This window comes from Humiphilus diazotrophicus (genome assembly GCF_059726315.1).
The window spans coordinates 5,326,468-5,344,601 of record NZ_AP040870.1; the positions used below are offsets into that span (position 1 = coordinate 5,326,468).

Annotated in this window: 17 protein-coding genes; 9 read left to right on the plus strand and 8 right to left on the minus strand. The window is 53.5% G+C overall.

The annotated features are described in order from the left end of the window. Positions 1–11: 11 nt before the first annotated feature. Positions 12–1,103, minus strand: coding sequence for a CAF17-like 4Fe-4S cluster assembly/insertion protein YgfZ (ygfZ, locus tag AC6I7T_RS22050; RefSeq protein ID WP_497789839.1), 1,092 nt, complete (start codon positions 1,101–1,103; stop codon positions 12–14). A 74-nt stretch (positions 1,104–1,177) separates the two neighbouring features. Here ygfZ and AC6I7T_RS22055 point away from each other — a divergent pair, with 74 nt between their 5' ends. The 9 genes from AC6I7T_RS22055 to AC6I7T_RS22095 all read left to right on the plus strand — a co-directional run bounded on the left by AC6I7T_RS22055 (position 1,178) and on the right by AC6I7T_RS22095 (position 10,928). Then, complete coding sequence (locus AC6I7T_RS22055; protein ID WP_497789840.1) at positions 1,178–2,725, plus strand: hypothetical protein; 1,548 nt, start codon at positions 1,178–1,180, stop codon at positions 2,723–2,725. Positions 2,726–2,823: 98 nt separating this feature from the next. Next, the gene (gene mtnP, locus AC6I7T_RS22060; RefSeq protein WP_497789842.1) at positions 2,824–3,690 is read left to right on the plus strand and encodes an S-methyl-5'-thioadenosine phosphorylase; all 867 of its coding nucleotides are present in this window, start codon (positions 2,824–2,826) and stop codon (positions 3,688–3,690) included. 15 nt (positions 3,691–3,705) lie between these two features. Beyond that, positions 3,706–4,638 carry a PfkB family carbohydrate kinase gene (locus tag AC6I7T_RS22065; protein WP_497789844.1) on the plus strand — a complete coding sequence of 311 codons (933 nt, stop codon included), beginning with the start codon at positions 3,706–3,708 and terminating at the stop codon, positions 4,636–4,638. After that, positions 4,631–6,274, plus strand: coding sequence for an ArnT family glycosyltransferase (locus tag AC6I7T_RS22070; RefSeq protein ID WP_497789845.1), 1,644 nt, complete (start codon positions 4,631–4,633; stop codon positions 6,272–6,274). The genes AC6I7T_RS22065 and AC6I7T_RS22070 overlap by 8 nt, the downstream gene beginning before the upstream one ends. Positions 6,275–6,291: 17 nt before the next feature. After that, entirely contained in the window at positions 6,292–7,020 is a 729-nt protein-coding gene (locus AC6I7T_RS22075) for an MgtC/SapB family protein (protein ID WP_497789846.1), read from the plus strand. After that, a complete protein-coding gene (gene dapF, locus AC6I7T_RS22080) occupies positions 7,017–7,829 on the plus strand; it encodes a diaminopimelate epimerase (RefSeq protein ID WP_497789847.1) in 813 nt (270 codons plus the stop codon). Before AC6I7T_RS22075 ends, dapF begins: the two co-directional genes overlap by 4 nt. After that, complete coding sequence (locus AC6I7T_RS22085; protein WP_497789848.1) at positions 7,830–8,765, plus strand: S66 peptidase family protein; 936 nt, start codon at positions 7,830–7,832, stop codon at positions 8,763–8,765. Next, positions 8,759–10,180, plus strand: coding sequence for a UDP-N-acetylmuramate:L-alanyl-gamma-D-glutamyl-meso-diaminopimelate ligase (mpl, locus tag AC6I7T_RS22090; protein ID WP_497789850.1), 1,422 nt, complete (start codon positions 8,759–8,761; stop codon positions 10,178–10,180). Before AC6I7T_RS22085 ends, mpl begins: the two co-directional genes overlap by 7 nt. A gap of 16 nt (positions 10,181–10,196) precedes the next feature. Beyond that, the gene (locus tag AC6I7T_RS22095; protein ID WP_497789851.1) at positions 10,197–10,928 is read left to right on the plus strand and encodes a lysophospholipid acyltransferase family protein; all 732 of its coding nucleotides are present in this window, start codon (positions 10,197–10,199) and stop codon (positions 10,926–10,928) included. Between the two features lie 77 nt (positions 10,929–11,005). Here AC6I7T_RS22095 and AC6I7T_RS22100 read toward each other — a convergent pair whose 3' ends face one another. From AC6I7T_RS22100 to AC6I7T_RS22130, 7 genes are all read right to left on the minus strand, one after another. After that, on the minus strand, positions 11,006–11,770 hold the full coding sequence (locus AC6I7T_RS22100; protein ID WP_497789853.1) for an SPOR domain-containing protein: 765 nt from the start codon (positions 11,768–11,770) through the stop codon (positions 11,006–11,008). Further along, positions 11,767–12,549 (minus strand): slipin family protein, encoded by a 783-nt coding sequence (locus AC6I7T_RS22105; RefSeq protein ID WP_497789854.1) that lies wholly within the window; start codon positions 12,547–12,549, stop codon positions 11,767–11,769. Before AC6I7T_RS22105 ends, AC6I7T_RS22100 begins: the two co-directional genes overlap by 4 nt. Positions 12,550–12,607: 58 nt before the next feature. Continuing rightward, positions 12,608–13,960 carry an NfeD family protein gene (locus AC6I7T_RS22110; protein ID WP_497789856.1) on the minus strand — a complete coding sequence of 451 codons (1,353 nt, stop codon included), beginning with the start codon at positions 13,958–13,960 and terminating at the stop codon, positions 12,608–12,610. A gap of 77 nt (positions 13,961–14,037) precedes the next feature. After that, the gene (locus AC6I7T_RS22115) at positions 14,038–15,828 is read right to left on the minus strand and encodes a tetratricopeptide repeat protein (protein ID WP_497789857.1); all 1,791 of its coding nucleotides are present in this window, start codon (positions 15,826–15,828) and stop codon (positions 14,038–14,040) included. Further along, positions 15,758–17,353, minus strand: coding sequence for a glycosyltransferase (locus AC6I7T_RS22120; RefSeq protein WP_497789859.1), 1,596 nt, complete (start codon positions 17,351–17,353; stop codon positions 15,758–15,760). Before AC6I7T_RS22120 ends, AC6I7T_RS22115 begins: the two co-directional genes overlap by 71 nt. 73 nt (positions 17,354–17,426) lie before the next feature. Continuing rightward, positions 17,427–17,732, minus strand: a complete 306-nt coding sequence (locus AC6I7T_RS22125) for a DUF3467 domain-containing protein (RefSeq protein ID WP_497789860.1) — start codon at positions 17,730–17,732, stop codon at positions 17,427–17,429. 12 nt (positions 17,733–17,744) lie between these two features. Continuing rightward, the gene (locus tag AC6I7T_RS22130; protein WP_497789861.1) at positions 17,745–17,873 is read right to left on the minus strand and encodes a hypothetical protein; all 129 of its coding nucleotides are present in this window, start codon (positions 17,871–17,873) and stop codon (positions 17,745–17,747) included. Positions 17,874–18,134 lie beyond the last annotated feature (261 nt).

Below are 18,134 nucleotides of genomic sequence, written 5' to 3' on the forward strand. Positions count from 1 at the left end.
GCGCGTCAGCTTTATTGAAGGTCTACGGTTGGAGGGACTTCCAGAACTTCTGCCGTACCACCGTCATACTCCAGTGGAAGCTTACGCACGAATGCTTCTGCGCGTACTATGCCCAAGGAGAGGAGCAGATCGCCGCTCTTCTGCGGAATCCTGATCAGGCTCGTCAATTGGCCCACAACAGCTTCTCCTTGCTTTAGCTCTACTTCTGTTTGTGAGGGGAATGCCCCTTTCAACCGAAATTGTCTCAAGCTGCGGTGGACATTTCCACGAGACCGAATGCGCTCTACGATCTCCTGTCCGATATAGCAGCCTTTGGAGAAATGGAGTGCCCGTACCTGTGAGGACTCCTGGGGCAGATCCTTTTCTCCCAGATCTATTCCATAGACCGGGATGCCCTCCAGAACTCGAAGCTGCTCGAGAGCATCGAGCCCACAAGGGGACGCTCCGGCTTTCTGCAGTTCCCGCCAGAGGGTTTCCAGATTCTCAGTTTTAAACCAAAGCTCATAGTGCGGGACGAGAACTCCAAATGCTCTCTGAATGGTGACTGCAATTCCACCGATGCTGGCCGTCATAAGGGCCAGCGGTTCAAGTACCGAGACATCCGCTCCAAGAGCGGAGAGAATTGCTGTTGCCTTTGGTCCGGTCAGCCCAAGAGCGGTTTCGTCCTCCAAGTGCTTCAATTCAACATCGTCCATGATGATGTAGCGGTCCAGATGGACGATTACGCGGCTCATCTGTGCAGCCGTGGTCTCCAGGAGGAAGAGATCGTCCTGCTGCCAAGTGTATAAATCTCCCTGAATACGGCCTTGGGCACTGAGAATGAAGTTATAGCTGCCTCTATTGGCGTCAGGAATGATATTGGTGACCATGCCGCTCAACCATCGCTGGCGGTCTTTTCCCGTCACAACGATGCGTCTTAACCAGCCCAGATCGTGTACCGCGGCACCTTCCAGCAGGAGTGCCAGTTCATTCTTTTGAACGTCCAATACACGAGGTGTCTGGACGGATTGCCAGTTGGCCAACTCCAATGTACTGTTGGCGGCTCCAACTAGCGAAGCAAGAGATGTCGGCTCAATTATTTGCAGTGTCTGCGGTTCACTCATAGCACAACTGTCCATAAAAATTATAGCCTTGGAGTGGTTATCAACAACGGCACCTTGAAAGTAGACCGATTCGCATGAATCTTCGTTCCCGTACCGCTTTCCTTGTCGCAGCTTTAGTAGGGGGCCTGGTTTGTGGCCCTGTTTTCTCGCAGCAAACCCCAACTCAGATGCCACCGGCACAATCTGAGACTCAAGAAAAGCTGGAACCGGAACAGAAGATCACTCCCCAGCAGGCGAAAGAATTATTTCGCTCTGTAGATGAGATCCTGCACTTTGCCTCGGAGGATTCTAAATATCCGATCAAAAAGCAGGTAAAGCGCCGCTTGACGACCCGGGATGAGGTTGAAAAGTACATTCTGCAGAAGTTTAACGAGGATGAAGATGCCAAGCGGATGCAGCGTGCCGAAATCGTGCTCAAGAAATTTGGCTTGCTGGATCGGGACTTCCAGTTACGACCCTTCCTGGTAAGCCTTTTAAAGGAGCAAGTTGCTGGATACTACGACAATAAGACCAAAACGGTGAACCTGCTGGACTGGATCGAACCTGAGTCCCAAAAGCCGGTATTGGCGCATGAACTGACCCATGCACTACAGGATCAACACACCGATCTTGAAAAATGGGGGCAGAGAGCCGTCATCAGCACTCCAAAGAACGTTTCCGAAGACAACAAGCACTTAGCTTCCGACGAGGAAGATTCTGCCCGGGAGGCGGTACTGGAAGGCCAAGCCATGGTGGTTTTCCTGGACTACAGTTTGAAGCCATTGGGAAAGACCCTGCTTACAGCTCCCGACATGGTCGAGATGATGAAGGATCATATGGGTGACAGCAGCGGCTCTCCGGTTCTTGCTCGTGCTCCTTTGCTGTTGGAGGAATCCATGATCTTTCCCTATCGGGAAGGGCTCAATTTTGAGCAACAGTTGTTGCAAGATCGTGGGGCGGGAGCAGCCTTTGCCGGGACCCTGGATAATCCTCCGTCGACCAGTTACGAGATTCTCAATCCCCGTGCTTACGAGCAGGGGAAAAAGCCTCCGGTACTGATCATGCCGGATGTGCACGCGCTTCTGGATGCCTCGTATGAACCCTATGACGTAGGCGCCGTTGGCCAGCTGGATATTCGCATCCTGGCAAAGCTCTTTGCCGGCGATGAGGCTTCCGCCCAATTGACCCCGGCCTGGGATGGCGGTATTTACTGGGCAGGGCAGTCCCGGGAGGCAAAAACTGCTCAGGAAAAGGCTTCCACCGGTTCTTTGGCGATGTTTTACCTCTCCGCCTGGAAGACCCCCGAAGCGGCTAAGGCCTTTGCCAAGCTCTATGCTGCTTCCTTGGACAAAAAGTATGCCGATGTGGGCCGGGATAAGCCGGATTCCGACAATCCCGAGGAGCGGATCTGGCATACCAGCGAGGGAGCCGTGCTGATTGCTGTGCATGGGAAGCAGGTTTTCGTCAGTGAGAGCTTCGATTTGGCTACAGCCAGAAAGCTGGAAGTGATGCTTACCGGGGTACAGCCAAGCGGGGAATTACAGACCGCCTCTTTTCGTGCGGTTCCGGAGGAGCTGACCTCCAGTTGGAGGCGTTTTTTTACCGGATGCGGGGTAATGAAAGCTGCACTACCGCATTTCTAGAAGAAGATAGAAGAAGTCGCTCCCGTTATACTTAAACGGGTTCATTCAATCTTCTGAAGAGCATCTTTCCACCCGGAAAGGCGCGGCGGAGTGCGGTTTTGCAGCAAGCAGAAATCGGAATTATCGGTGGTAGCGGGCTTTACAGTATGCCCGGCTTTACCAATGTGCGCGAGGAGCGCGTTACGACGCCTTTTGGCGATCCTTCGGATGTCTTCGTTTTCGGCGAGCTCGAAGGCCGTAAAGTCGTCTTCCTTGCCCGGCATGGACGTGGACACCGGATTCTGCCCTCCGAGTTGAACTTCCGTGCCAACATCTATGCGCTGAAGAGCTTCGGAGTGGAGCGCATTTTGTCGGTTTCAGCTGTAGGTTCCCTCAAGGAAGAACATCGTCCTACAGACTTCGTTATTCCCGATCAGTTCATCGACCGTACTTTCCACCGCCAATCGACCTTCTTTGGCGAGGGAATCGTGGGGCATGTTGCTTTTGGAGATCCGGTCTGCCCAACTGTGGCCAAGACCCTGGTAGCCGCCTGCCAGTCCGCCGGTGTGGTAGGGAAGAACGGTGGAACCTACGTTTGCATGGAAGGACCTCAATTCTCTACTCGTGCAGAGTCCAATCTTTACCGCAGCTGGAAGGCGGATGTGATCGGAATGACCAATCTTCAGGAAGCCAAGCTGGCCCGAGAAGCCGAGATCTGTTATGCAACGGTAGCTATGGTGACCGACTATGACTGTTGGCACGAAGGCCACGACGACGTTACTGTCGATCAAATTGTTGCCGTCCTCAACCAGAATGCTGCAAACGCGGCGAAGGTAGTTCGCGAAGCGGTAGCCGCGATGCCGAAGGAACGTAAGTGCATCTGCACCTCAGCTTTGCAGTACGCAATTCTCACGAATCCGGATGTCATTCCGGCAGCGACCAGGGCCAAGCTCGATCTGTTGATCGGTAAATATCTCAATAAGTAACTTTAGGGAGTTTCAATGTCCATTCTTGTCGTCGGTAGTGTGGCCTTCGATTCCATCGAATCCCCATCGGGCCGTGCTGAGCATAGTTTGGGAGGAGCGGCGACGTTCTTCTCTCTAGCTGCAAGCTACTTCACAAAGGTTCGCGTGATTGCCGTAGTCGGTGAAGATTTCACCGCGAAAGAAGAGGCTGTTTTCCAGCGTCGGGATATTGACTTGGAGGGTCTGGAACGCGCTAAGGGCAAGACCTTCCACTGGAAAGGGAATTATCTCGAGAACCTGAACGAAGCAAAGACCCTGCAAACCGATTTGAATGTTTTTGAGACCTTTGCGCCGAAGATTCCGGCTTCCTATCAGGATTCGGATTTTCTCTTCCTGGCTAATATCGATCCGGTCTTGCAGCATCACGTCCGCAGCCAGATGCCGAAGGTGAAGATGGTTGGCGGCGACACGATGAACTATTGGATCAATGGTCATCGCGACAATCTCAAGAAGGTCTTGGGCACTATCGATGCGTTGTTGATCAATGACGGCGAAGCGAAGATGCTGGGCGAGGATGCCAACCTGGTATGCGCGGCAAAGCGGATTCTGGAGTTTGGTCCGAAGTCGCTCATCATCAAGCATGGCGAGTATGGGGCTACGGCTTTCTTTAGCGAGCGTAGCTTCCCTGGTGTGCAGACGGTAAAGCTGCCCTTCCGGGCACCGGCGCTTCCTCTGGCCGAAGTTGTTGATCCTACGGGTGCTGGAGACTCTTTTGCCGGAGGCTTCTTCGGTTATCTTGCTTCGCAGAAGGAGATTACCCCCGCTACCTTCAAGAAAGCGATGTTCTATGGCGGAGTCATGGGCTCCTTCGCTGTCGAGCGCTTTGGTACTGAACGTATGCAGTCGTTAACGCGCGACGAAATCGACGCGCGATTTGCTCTCTTCCGCGAGTTGTCGCACCTTGAATAGGAAGACCCCAAAGCATAGTGATCTGGCGGCAGAGACCCGTGTTGTCGCCTGCATTGCTGTGCTGCTTTCTGTGGTTGCTCTGGGCTATAGCTATACCCACGGGTTGCTGCTGCTTTATGGAGATGCCGTTGCGCATCTCCATATCGCGCGGCGCGTCTTTGACTCGTTGAATCCCGGTTTTCGTCAGCTCGGCTCGGTATGGCTGCCGCTGTCGCATATTCTGCTGATTCCCTTTGTGCAAAGCATGGAGTGGTGGCAGAACGGATTGGCGGGCGCCTGGCCTTCCATGGCCTGCTACATCGTAAGCTGCATAGGCTTTTATCGTCTGGCCCGCCTATGGCTGAGTCCGCGTCCCGCTATTGTCAGTCTTGCGTTTCTCGCTCTGAATCCCGGCTTTCTGTATCTGCAGACGACTGCAATGACAGAGCCCCTCTTCCTGGCGGAGATGATCTGGAGCACTTATCTGCTGGCCAGAGTTTCCAGAGATCTCGATGTGGAAGTTTCCATCGCCAGACAGCGCCATGCCTGTGGAAGGCTCATTGCTGCAGGACTGGTTCTGGTTGCAGCAGTTTACACGCGCTATGACGGATGGATTTTCGGCTGCTTTGCCTGGTTATTGATTGCGGTCAAGATGCGTCATTGGCGCCGCTGGAAGCAGCCCATCGGCGGTGCCTTTGTTCTGTTTACGGCAATATTGGTTGCTGCTCCTACGCTCTGGATGGCCTATAACGCCAAGCAGTTTGGCGATCCCTTGGATTTTATGAGGGGACCCTATTCGGCCAAGGCGATTGAGGAAAGAACGGCCGATCCTCATTCTGCACACTACCCTGGTTATCACCACATGGGGGTTGCGGGGCTGCATTTTCTGAAATCGTCCGAGATGGATGCTGTTCCCGTCGAGTTCTCCCAATATCTGTTTGTGATTGCTCTGATGGGAACTGCCTTGGCGCTAACTGGCCGCAAGGGGCTGGCCATCGGGGCTTCTCTGCTTCTTTGGATTCCACTGCCGTTTTATGCCTATTCGGTTGCCTATGGCTCTGTCCCCATCTTTATTCCGATCTGGTGGCCATTCTCCTGGTACAACACCCGCTACGGAATGGAGATGCTGCCTTGTTTCGCCCTTTTCCTGGGCTTTGTGGCGGCGGTTCTTTTTGCGGTTGTTCAGGTGAAGGCTCCTAAGCTGCTATGGCTGGTTTCCTGTGTTCTGCTAGGACTGGTGGCCGCAAATAGTGCGATCCTCTTCCTGCGGAAACCTTTGGTGCTTCAGGAAGCGATTGCCAATTCAAAGACACGTATTCCCTTTGAAAGTGCGTTGGCTGCTGCCCTTATCCGTATTCCTCCCGAGGGAAGCATTTTGATGTACACCTCGGAGCACATTGGAGCAATGCAGCGGGCAGGAATTCCTTTGCGGCGCACAATTAACGAAACGGATTATTATCACTTTGCACCGGCAATCGCCGCGCCAGCTAAGTCGGCGGCCTGGGTGGTTGGAATCGGAGACGATGAGGTGGCAAAGGCAGTCAAGCAGCATCCGGAGAACCTGGAACTGGTAGACCTTATCTGCTCGACAGGCCAGCCATGTGCGCGTATTTACCGTTCCAATACGCCACCCTCAACATTGCCTGGTCAGCGATGATAGCATCAGCTTCATTTATGCAGCCTTTTTCTTTAACACTTCCGCAACCCGGACACACCTTCAGCTTCAATGATATTGAGCAGATGCTGATTGCCAGCGATGTCGCCAAGCGACTTTTGCTGGCCTGTGTCCTGGGTGGTGCGATCGGGCTGGAACGTGAGTATCACAAGAAGCCTTCCGGCATCCGTACAAACCTGCTTATCTGCCTGGGTTGTGCCTTCTTCACGTTGCTTTCGGCAGTCTTGGCCGGAGAAGGGAATCCCGATAAAGGGCGTGTGGCCTCCAATATCGTTCAGGGCATCGGCTTTCTTGGTGCCGGGCTGATTCTTCACAACCGCAGCCGGATACGTGGGCTTACCAGTGCGGCGAGCGTCTTTGTCGTTGCCAGTATCGGCATGGCTTGCGGTGCCGGACTTTATGTTCCGGCGGTTCTGGCTGCTGTGATTGCTCTGCTGGCCTTGGAACTCGTCGGCATGATGGAGACTAGACTTAACCTGAAAAACGTTCCCGTAACCTATGAAGCTCGGGGTAAGGATGAAGGACTTCTGTTGGAGGCCATTCTTCGAGCTATGGACGATGTTCAGGAAAGATTAAGTGTTACTGAACGCGATATGATCGGCGGCATTTATCGCATCACCTTTGCTCTCGAGACGAAGCTACGCAATCACGCACGTCTGAAAGAGCGTTTAATTGCAGACTCTCATATTGAAAAACTTAAGATTTTTTACGAACAGGAGGACGATTGATTCCTTTTGCAAAGGCTCATGCCTGTGGAAACGATTTTCTGGTTGTAGAGCGACGGCATGTTGCCGAGAAGAATTTGGCGGAGTTAGCGCAACACCTCTGTGCTCGTAATACGAGTGTTGGCGCAGATGGAGTCGAATTTTTTGAGTGGACCGGAGACCGGTCCGGCAAGATTCTTCTGCATAATGCCGATGGTTCGATAGCTGAGATATCCGGTAACGGTACGCGTTGCGTTGCGGTCTGGATGGCATCCCAGAGGAATGCGAAAACGGGAGATATTCTCACCATCGATACAGATGCGGGTTCACGTCAGTGCACGATTATCGAGGTGGATGGAAATAAGTATCAGATCTCGTCAGGCATGGGGATTCCTACCGTTGCAAGGAAGACCGTCGCTCTTTCTGATGGCACGAGCGTTGAGGGTGTTGTGATCTCTACCGGAAATCCACACTTCGTGATCTTCTGCAAAGACGAGAACTTTGTTATGAATGGGCGTAGCTGGCAGGAGATAGGAAACGAGATTTGCCATCACGCCGATTTTCATCCGTCGCAGACGAATGTCGAATTTGCGCACGTGCTTTCTTCGGGAGAGATAGCGATTCGTATCTTTGAGAGAGGTGTCGGGCCCACGACTTCCTCCGGCACTGGAACCTGTGCCACCGCTACAGCTTCTATATCCTTCGGTGGATGTAAGTCTCCATTGCGCGTCGTGGCTCCCGGTGGAGCACAGACAATCGAATGGGGTGGAGTTGGAACTGAGCTTCGCCTGACTGGTCCTGCGGAATTAATCGCCCAGGGAGAAGCCTACTAAATGGCCGTGTCTCTTCGAAAACCTCTGGCTATTTCGCCAGATTCAGCTTGGGCCGTGCTTTCGATGGCCAGCTACGCAAATCCAGAGAGGATCGAAAAAGGCGTTGCCAGCCTCACATCACTGGGCTACCGGATGTGGCCTTCAGCGCATATGAATCTCCGTGGCCCGCAGTACCTGGCGGGTACTGCACAGGAGCGTTTAAGCGATCTGCATTGCGCTTTTGCGGATCCGGAGATTTCCGCACTCATCTGTACCCGGGGCGGTTACGGAGTCAACTACCTGATGGATGGCCTAAAGATGGATTTGATTGCCAGCCATCCGAAGCCGCTGTTTGGCTATAGCGATATGACCTGTCTGCAAACCTGGCTTCTAGATCAGCTAGGTTTGCCAACATTCCATGGTCCTATGGTTGCAGCGGATTTTGCGTTAGCGGAGGGCGTGCATCTCTCCAGCTTCAAGGCAGCTATAAGCGGTGAGCCTTATTCCGTTGGTACGGCTGAAGGCTTGCGGGTACTGCGTCCCGGCAAGGCGTCGGGAACTCTTTATGGCGGTTGTCTTACCTTGCTGACCGCTTCCTTGGGCACTCGTTATGCACCGCAAATGGAAGGAAAGCTTCTCTTCCTGGAGGATGTTGGAGCAAAACCCTATCAGATCGATAGAATGCTGCGCCAGCTCATCCTTGCGGGCAAATTGGATGGAGTAAAAGGAATCGTCTTCGGCGAGATGTTGGATTGCGTTTCTCCGGGAACTTCAGAGTCATTTCTGGAGGAAGTGATTTTACGTGTCCTGCAGGACTTTCCGGGTCCGATTGCTATTGGGCTTCGTTCCGGACACGTTTCCCGGGATAACGTCACGCTCCTGTTTGGAACGCAAGCAGAATTGGATTTGGAAGGAGAGCCGGTCCTGAACTTATTGGAACCGGCAGTGACATGGTAAACAAGCATATTCATCTCAGCGGCATTTGTGGCACTGCAATGGCCTCTCTGGCCGGAATGCTGCAGTTGCAGGGACATCGTGTTACAGGTTCGGATGTGGCTGCATATCCGCCAATGTCCGACCTGCTGCAGTCTTTAGGAATTCCGATTGCCCAACCCTATTCGGTAAAGAATCTGGAACCTCGTCCGGATTTGGTGATTATTGGAAATGCTCTTTCCCGTGGGAATGAAGAGGTTGAATATGTGCTCGATGAGCGCATTCCCTTTGCTTCTCTGGCAGCGACAATTCACGATGAATTCCTTCGTAACCGCGACTCGTATGTCGTAGCCGGTACACATGGCAAGACAACCACGACCAGCATGCTGGCCTGGATCTTTGAGGTTGCTTCACGGAAGAAGCCTGAGCTGGCGCCTTCCTTTTTGATTGGAGGCGTGGCCGAAAACTTTCATACCAGCTTCCAACTTCGCCAGACACGCCCGTTTATCTTGGAGGGCGATGAGTACGATACGGCCTTCTTCGACAAAGGGCCTAAGTTCATGCACTACTTTCCGGATGCCGCGATCCTGACGCATGTGGAATTCGACCATGCCGATATCTACAAGGATCTCGATGCGGTAAAGACAGCTTTCAAGCGACTGGTGAATCTGGTGCCGCGACGTGGTCGCATCGTTGCCTACGATGCCAGCGCGAATGTAACTGAGTGCGTTTCAAAAGCACAATGTCCGGTGGAACGCTATGGGTTTGATTCTGCTTCCGATTGGCGTATTGCAGATCTCCGCTATCAAGAGGGACGAGCCCATTGGAAGGTCTATCGGAAAAGCCTGCTCTGGGCCGAGTTTGAGATGGGAATTGCGGGTGAGCACAACGCACTGAATGCTACGGCTGCAGCTGCATTGGCTGCGGGACAGGGTGTTGAACTTACTGCGATCCAGGAGGCTCTATCGACATTCCAGAGTGTGAAGCGCCGTCTGGAGGTTCGTGCCGTTGTCAATGGAATCACGATTATTGACGATTTTGCTCACCACCCGACAGCCATTCGAGAGACGCTGAAGGCATTGCGCGCTTCCTATCCAAATGCCCGCTTGTGGGCAATTCTGGAGCCGCGTTCGAATACCTTGCGCCGGAATGTCTTTCAAAACGAATTGGTTGAGAGCCTGACTCTTGCGGACCAGGTGGTATTGGCAAATGTCTATCAGCAGCAGAATATTCCCGAGATGGAACGGCTTCACCCTGAAGCTGTGGTTGCCGGTCTGGTAAAAGCTGGAAAACCAGCGCTTCTTGCGGCCAATGCCGATACTATTGTCGAGACGATAGTTCCTCAATTGCGTGAAGGCGACGTCGTGGCAATTCTTTCCAATGGCGGTTTTGAGGGAATCTACGAAAAACTTCCAGCGCGTTTGAAGTTAGTACAGTAAGGCTTGTTGCACCTGAATGATTGCTTCTCTGACTCTGTTGTTTGTTTATATAACGTTGGGGCTTCCCATCGGTTTATGGGGAATCCCTTGGACCCTGGCAACCGGCAATATTACCTGGCTCTACAACAGCTCCATGTGGCTAGTTCGCCTTGGAGTACGACTTGCAGGTATTAAGTTGGATGTTTCGGGGCTTGAAGATGTTCCGGCAAATACGGCATGCATATTCATGTCGAATCATGTGTCGAATCTCGATCCCCCGATTTTGATTCCGCTGATTCCGGTACGGACCTCTGTCTTCCTGAAACGCTCTCTGATGAAGATTCCTGTTCTCGGTTATGGAATGCGTCTGGGAGAATTCATTCCCGTCGACAGAGCTGGAAATATAAAAGAGGCACAGGCCAGTATTCGCTTTGCGGCCAAGGTAATGGCGAAGGGGATTCATGTGACTTCGTTTATCGAAGGCACGCGTTCACGCGACGGCCGTTTGCTGCCCTTCAAAAAAGGCCCCTTCTATCTCGCAATGGAGACCCAATTCCCCTGTATCCCTGTTTCGATCTGGGGAACAGAAACGATGATGCGGAAGGGAAGCCTCAAGGTCATGCCTGGCACCGCTCATGTCGTTTTTCATCCACCGCTTTATCCAAAGGATTTTGCCAGCCGCGAGGATTTGATGGCAGCTGTGCGCGCGTCGATTGCGTCTGCTCTTCCAGAGTGGATGGTTGAAGCGTCGCCTGTAAATGTTCATTAAGCGGGGTTTTCAGAAGTAGCAGACAAAAATAAAGGGGTGCCAATGACATGGCACCCCTTCACTATAGGTAGCAAGACCTATCTAATGAACGCGTTATACCCTTCACCAATGAGCTTCTGCTTTACAGCCAGTGCCTCAGTGCGAGATGCCAATGGGCCGACCTGGATGTGCAGTAGCTTGTCCTGGCCTCCGTTACGAATCACGGCGTTGTAGCCCTTCTTTTTGAGCGCAGCTACTAGAGCCTCAGCATCCGGCTGATGCGATACCGCTGCTACCTGCACCATGACTGGCCCCGATGCAGCTGGCGCAGCCGCAGCGGGTACCTGAGGCGCTGCTGCTGCCGGGGCTGTCGTTGCTGTCGGGCGTGGAGCCGCAGCTGGAGGCGTTGCTGCCCGAACCGGCTTCGGCGGCCTTTGCGCCGTGGGTACAGGTGTCAAGCTTGGGCTCGTACTCTGCACGACTTGTTGAGGACGTGCGGGAGCTGGTTGTTCAACAACGGTCTCTGGTTGAGCCGCTGTCGGCTGCTCTTCAGGAACAGCTGCCGCTGTGGGTACCTGTGAGGCTACGACCGGGGGCTGTGCTGGCATCTGTTCTCCGGGCGAGGGCTTTGGCACGGTCGATCCGCCAAGAGTATCGGATGTTTGAGTCGCATTCTGTGCGGCGGCCAGTGCCTTCGCCTCGCCAGAACGGCGTCCCATCGAATATCCGATTCCAAAGAAAATGCCACAAAGCAGCACAATTCCAAAGAAGATTCCAAGTAGAACCGGAGTGCTGAGTGTCAGCTCACTTTCGTGCGATTCGGACTCATCTAGATCTTCGTCTTGTGCGTAGCGCGTATTCATTGACTCTCCGTTGATTTCTTATCTCCTAGGCTTTTCTGCAGCATCGCGAGGATGTCGATGGGCAACGGGAAGACGATCGTTGTATTCTTCTCTACCCCAATCTCCGTCAGTGTCTGCAGATAACGCAATTGCAGGGTTACAGGCTGTTTCGCCAACAGGTCTGCTGCTTCAACTAAGCGCTGAGCGGCGGAGTATTCACCTTCGGCATGGATTACTTTGGAACGCTTTTCGCGTTCTGCTTCAGCCTGTTTGGCCATCGCGCGTAACATCTGTTCCGGTAAATCGACCTGCTTCACTTCAACGCTAACGACCTTTACACCCCAGGGTTCTGTCCGCTGGTCGATAATTGTCTGAATGCGGAGATTCAGGCTGTCGCGATGTGAGAGCAGTTCGTCCAGCTCTACTTCGCCTAGCACCGAACGCAAGGTCGTCTGCGCGAACTGCGAGGTTTGATAGACGTAGTTTGAAACTTCAATGACTGCGCGTTTCGGGTCAAGCACTCTCAGCGTGACTACGGCATTGACCTTGATGGTCACGTTGTCCCGCGTGATGACATCTTGCGAAGGAACTTCAAGAACCTCTTGCCTTAGGGAAACACGCACTATCTGGTCAAATGGTCGGAAGACCAGAATGATTCCCGGCCCTTTGGGTTCAGGAAGAGCGCGTCCCAGTCGGAAGATCACGCCACGCTCATACTCCCTGAGAATCTTGATGGAGTTCAATAAATAGAGCAGGACGATGATTACAATGATCAGGCCCGGCAAACCAAGTGTTTCCATAAGAAAAGCCCTCGTTCAGGTGGGATTTTACTCCAGAGACAAGGATTTTCGAGGATTACTAAGGCCTTTGCGCGTTTGTGGGAACCCTCTCCACCAATAGCCGCAACTCTTTCGAGCCTCTTACCTGGATCTTTTCTCCTGCCTGCAGCGGTTCGGAGGCCTCCGCCTGCCACAGCTCACCGTGGACAAGCACCTGACCTACCGGATCCAAGGCTTGAATGACCTTGCCGCTTTCTCCGATGAGGGCCTCAATACCCGTTTTACTTTTATTTCGCCGTGCCATAATTGCCAGCCGAACGAGAACCAGGGTAATGATGCCAAAGCCGATTGCCAGACCTACTGCGGTGGCGGGATGTACGCGCAGCTCCGGTATCGGAGCGTTAACCAGTGTGATGGAGCCAAAGACAAGGGCCACAATGCCTGCCGTTGCAACAATCCCATGACTGGCGAACTTCGCCTCTAAAACCAATAGAACAAAGCCGGTAAGCAGAAGCATCACGGCCGTAAAGCGGATGGGCAGCAGGTTTAGCGCAAAGAGCGCTACCAGAATAAGGAGTGCTCCAAGGGAGCCGGGAATGATGGTTCCGGGAGTGTTGAATTCCAAATAAACAAGCAATGCGCCGGCAACCAGGAACAAAAGAGCCAGATCGGGGCTCATTAGCATGTCCAGCAGCCGCTCTCGTGGAGAGAGTCCCATCCGGATCAAAGGAGCATTCTTTGTATGCAGCGTGAGAGTCGAGCCGTCGAAACGAACAACCTGTTTTCCCTCCAGCGCGGTCATCAATTCGTATTCGCTATTGGCTACAAGATCGATCAGTCCGAGCTGTTTGGCTTCCGCCTCCGTATAGGATTTTGAGCTTCTGACAGCATCTTCCGCGGCTTGTGCATTTCTTTTTCGTCGTTCGACGTAGGAGCGCAGGAAAGCTGCCGCATCGTTTTCGAGCTTTTGTTTCCTAACCTCGTCGAGTTGGCCCGACTGAAGCACCGGATGGGCTGCTCCAGCATTGGTTCCCGGAGCCATGGCAGCTATATCCGCAGCTTCCAAGAGATAAAACCCGGCAGACCCGGCTCGCGCACCTGTGGGGGAAATATAGATGATGACCGGTGTGGGCGAGGAAAGAATGGCGCCTACCATCTCCCGCGTAGATTCGAAGAGGCCTCCGGGAGTATCGAGTTCTATCAGAACGGCGGTGGCATGTTCCTGTTGAGCCTGACTCAGTCCCCTCTTGAGATATTCAGCACTAACTGGCTGAACCGTGTCCTTCATTGCAATGACCAGGACATGCGGCGAGGAAGTTGCTTGGCTAAGGAGGGTCTGGGAGAGACAGGTGAAGAAAGCAAATAGGAGGCTTAGGAGTATCGCTTTCTTGCTGTTTTTCCGATGGCGATGTTCTCTGGAGAAACTTCGCAACGTAATTTCCTGCTGCGAAGCCTGGTCTGAATCTTTCTCTCTCGGAATATCGCAATCGGAAAAACAGTGTGACGATCTCATGGTATTTTCTGCCCCCTGGCTGCCAGGGCTTCCTTCATGCCTTTCGCAGCAGCATTATTGGGTTCTACCTTTAACGCGTTGCTTACGTCGGCGGCAGCTTCAGAGAGGCTGTTGGCCGCCAGATCGAGGCGGGCCAAGACTAAATAGGCCGGGACATTGGGAGCAAGCGATATAGATTGTTGCGCTTCCTTTCGTGCTGCCTCGGATTCGCCGCTATGTTCACGAACCTGGGCCAGGCCAGCGTGAGCCAGGGCATTGGAAGAGTCTGCCGAAAGCGCCGCCTGGAACTCTCTTTCTGCTTCCAGCACAAATCCGCGATTCAGGTATTGGGTGCCCTGCTGGGCCAAAGCTTTGGCGCGGGCAGCCGGGGGCAGACTTTCCATCTGCAGCTGCTGCATCTGCTCCAGCTCGAAAGCAGCCTGACGGAAGGATGCTTCGTTATAACCACGCTTGATGCGCTCCAGTGGCTGATCGATAGCCGCACCGCTTGCTACCGTGAATTTAGCTCCCTCCGGCCTGATGCGGTCGGCCATGCTCTGAGCCTCACCATCGTTGGGGTGAAGCTTTAGGCATTGGGCGATTTCCCGATTGGCTCCGGCCAAATCTCCCTTTTTCTGCAGGGCGACGGCCAGGTTGAAGTGATAATCGGCATCGTTGGGATCGGAAGAAACTGCCTGCTGGAACTGAGGCGCTCCGTCTCTACCATGGCGGCTTGCTGCAACTCCTTGATCATTAACGACTTCCGGGAGGGGGAGCAGCTTTCCGACAGCAGCAAAGCTTTCCTCGGCTTGAATATAGCGGCCGGTATTGAAATAAGCGAGTCCTCGATAAAACCCTGCTTCTGTCCCCAGGCGTTCGGATGTAGGAATCTTGGCCAGCGTAGCTGCAGCCTGATCGTATTGCCCGTTGTCAAAATATGCCTTCCCCAGGGCCAGAAGTGCCGGGGCCATGTCGCCGCTCAAACGGACGGCATCTTTCAGATCCCGAATACGGGCGGCCGGGTCCGTTCCGACGATTCCACGGACGTATTTCTCAAAGGAATCGAGGCGGAGACTGGAATCTGACGCTATAAATGTTTGCTCGGCCACTGCATATTTTGGGTCCAACTGTCTGACGATTCGCCAAGCCAAACCGTTCAAAAGGTCCACAACTCGAACCAACTCGGCTTGTTGCTGGAGGGCTGGGCTTAATTTGAGAGACTTTACATCCAGAACCTGCGCCGAAATCGAAAACTGGTTGTTTGTGACCGAATAGGAGCCCAAAACGACGTAATCGGCATCCAGCATTTGAGCCAAACGGAGGGTACTGGCACGCGAGGGGCGAAAATTTAGTGGCAATCCAAGGTGATCCAGAGCGTAGAGCCGGTCTCCTCTTCTGATGGGCAGGAATCCCGCCGAAGTGAAGCGCGGATTCAGGATTTCAGGAACAGCTTCGCTGAGCCAGTCCAGATTTGCTTGAGAGGACTGGTTATCGAAGGGTAGAACCAGAATCAGATGTCCGGCATGAGCCGTGTCCGCGGTGCTTGCGGGATTCGGGGTTTGCTGGTCAGCCTGTGAGGCTGCCGCAGCGGCAGAAGTGCCAGCATTGCTGCTGTCGTTCACATTCTGGCTCGACGCCGGAAGAACCGTCGCCGCGAAGAGGGAAAGCCCAAGGATCGGAAATAGAATATGTCGCCGCACGTCAATGGAGATTATAGTTGGCGCGGCGGCAAAGCGGTCATGGTAAAGCAGGTTGCAATTGCGCCAGCCCCATCCTGGGGAAGCGGAGGATTGCCGCCCATTGCCCATTCCGCTCCACTTGCCAGCGGACCTCACCGTGGAGCAGGGAGGCGATCTCGGACGGCGTCAGATCGTGGTGCAGCCCGAAGTATTTCTCATCCAGTGCCTGGCTCCTGGGGCCAAGACTGAGCGGCAGGTGCGCTGGATCGTATTTTGTGGAAAAGACGACTGCAGCCGAATATCTCTCAGGTTCTTCCGCCGCTTTTTGTATTTCAGGCAATGAAAAATTATCGATGCTTACGGTACGAATCGATTTTTTCACGTAGCCCAACTCCGGCTTGCTCAATTCGTCACTCATGGGCCAAGCCGTCAAAACATCTGCATGGGAGAAATGTGCGGCGATTTGCCCTACTGCCTGCTGATGAAGGCGGATTACATTGCTGTAGGCAAGATTGTCTTCCGGCGCAAAGCGGTAAGGGGGATTCACAAACAGCCCCACCAAAAAGGCGGCTGCCGCAACCGTCGTGAGTAAATACCAGTACCTGACCCGGCGATACAGAGTCGAAACGCACAACAGGAGTACCAAGGGATACATCGGAAGCAGATACCGTGTGAGGAGTGCGCCTCCGAGTACCGAGAAGGCAGCTGCATTGGCCAGCAAAAGCCAATAAATCTTGGTCTGGCTTCCGAGATCGATTCGGGGACGCAGCTTTCCGTCCGCTTGCTTCATGGGTTCCAACATCATGGCAGCCACAGTGAAGAGCACGGGGACAAAAAGATTCATATGGGCTGTCAAATGCAGAATTCGGTGGCCAAAGGCCGCCAACACTCGAATCGCGGTCAGCGTCGAAGTGGCGTTATAGCGGAGATATTCGGGATTTCCGAAGGTAAAGCCGGTCTTTGCTCGATGGTAGGCGTACCAGCACAGGAGCGGCAGAATCGGAGACGAATACCAACAGAGATTACGAAGATGGTTTTTGCGCAGAAGGTCCCGCGAGCTGATTGCTTTCCACAATTCAAAAGCGGCGAGCGCTGCGGGTATAACGATTGCGGTCTCTTTGGCCAGAACGGCGAGCGCGAAGAAGCCTGCTGAGACCCACGGCGTTTGCTTCTCTGCGGGAAGGGCAAAGACCAGCCCCCAAAGGATGGCTGCCGCGGCAAAGATATCGGCATGAGCCAGGGTGCTCTGCGCAAACCAAATGGGATAGAGCCCGGTTAGTAGCGTTGTCCATGCCGCAACGGCTGGTTTTCCATTCAACCGGATAGCGAGTTTCCACACGGCTGCTAATGCCAGCGCCGCCACCAGGCAGACCGAGGTCCGCGTTACTGCCGGCAAAAATCCGGATGCCTTCCACCATAGGGCTAGGTAGATAGAAGGCAGTGGCGGATGTGCGTTGCTCAGTGTGGAATAGGGGATCAGCGTACCTGAACGAAAGAAATCGTAGGCGGCAGGAATGTAGTACCCTGCTTCGTCCCAGTAATAGGGGAGTCGCAATAATGTGAGGTGAGACAGAAAGACCGCAATAAATATCAGCGGAAAAATCGTCCACAAAGGCAGTGGACCATCCTGTCTGGGGTCTAGCAATTGCTTCACTTACGCAACTCTCCTTCTTGCACTAGTCACAGGGATCGCTAAGGGACTCTTTCCTGTAGGGAAAGAGAAGTTCCTAATGAACTGGTCCTTGAGCGGGAGGTACCGGTTGAGGCTCCAGTGCAATAGGACCAAAGGCATCTTCATATTGCGCAAGATTCTGGCCGAGAACATTCCAGAGTGCCTTGGCTTGTTGTGGGCTGAGGTAAACCCCCTGATGATGCTGGATCGTGACATGATCGGGAGCGTCTGGGGTAGCCAATCCGAAAGCCAGCAGGAAGTCCCATACGCTTACGCGTACCTGGACGCTGTTCGAATAGCTTTCGCGATAATCGGTGGCTTGAACTACGGTTACTTTGGGTTGCGGAATTGTCTGACTCATTGTTTCTCCAGCTTACGGCGTTTCCTGCTTCCCGTGAAACTTTCTGGACGGATACAAACGAAATTCACTGGTGAAGGTGATGCCGGTGTTCATGATGGGGAGTCCTGATCCAGCTGTGTATCCATCACCTTCCTTTGCCATAGTGTCCCTTCGTGGACAGATATATCCATTGCGGCGTAGTCCTTTATGCGTCCTTGCAGCCCTGGCTCGGTTTGCCTTTTACTGCTTCAATGGCAGCCTTAGGAAGAACCGCATCAGAATGACAAGAAGGAGGATCATGAACAACCCGCCAACAAACTCCGCCACCGTAAACTGACATCCCATCAAGGATGTCCCGGTTCCTGGCGGCTGTCATCTTCTTGAGGTCTTCAATAACGTAAGCTGCAACTTCCATAACGCCTG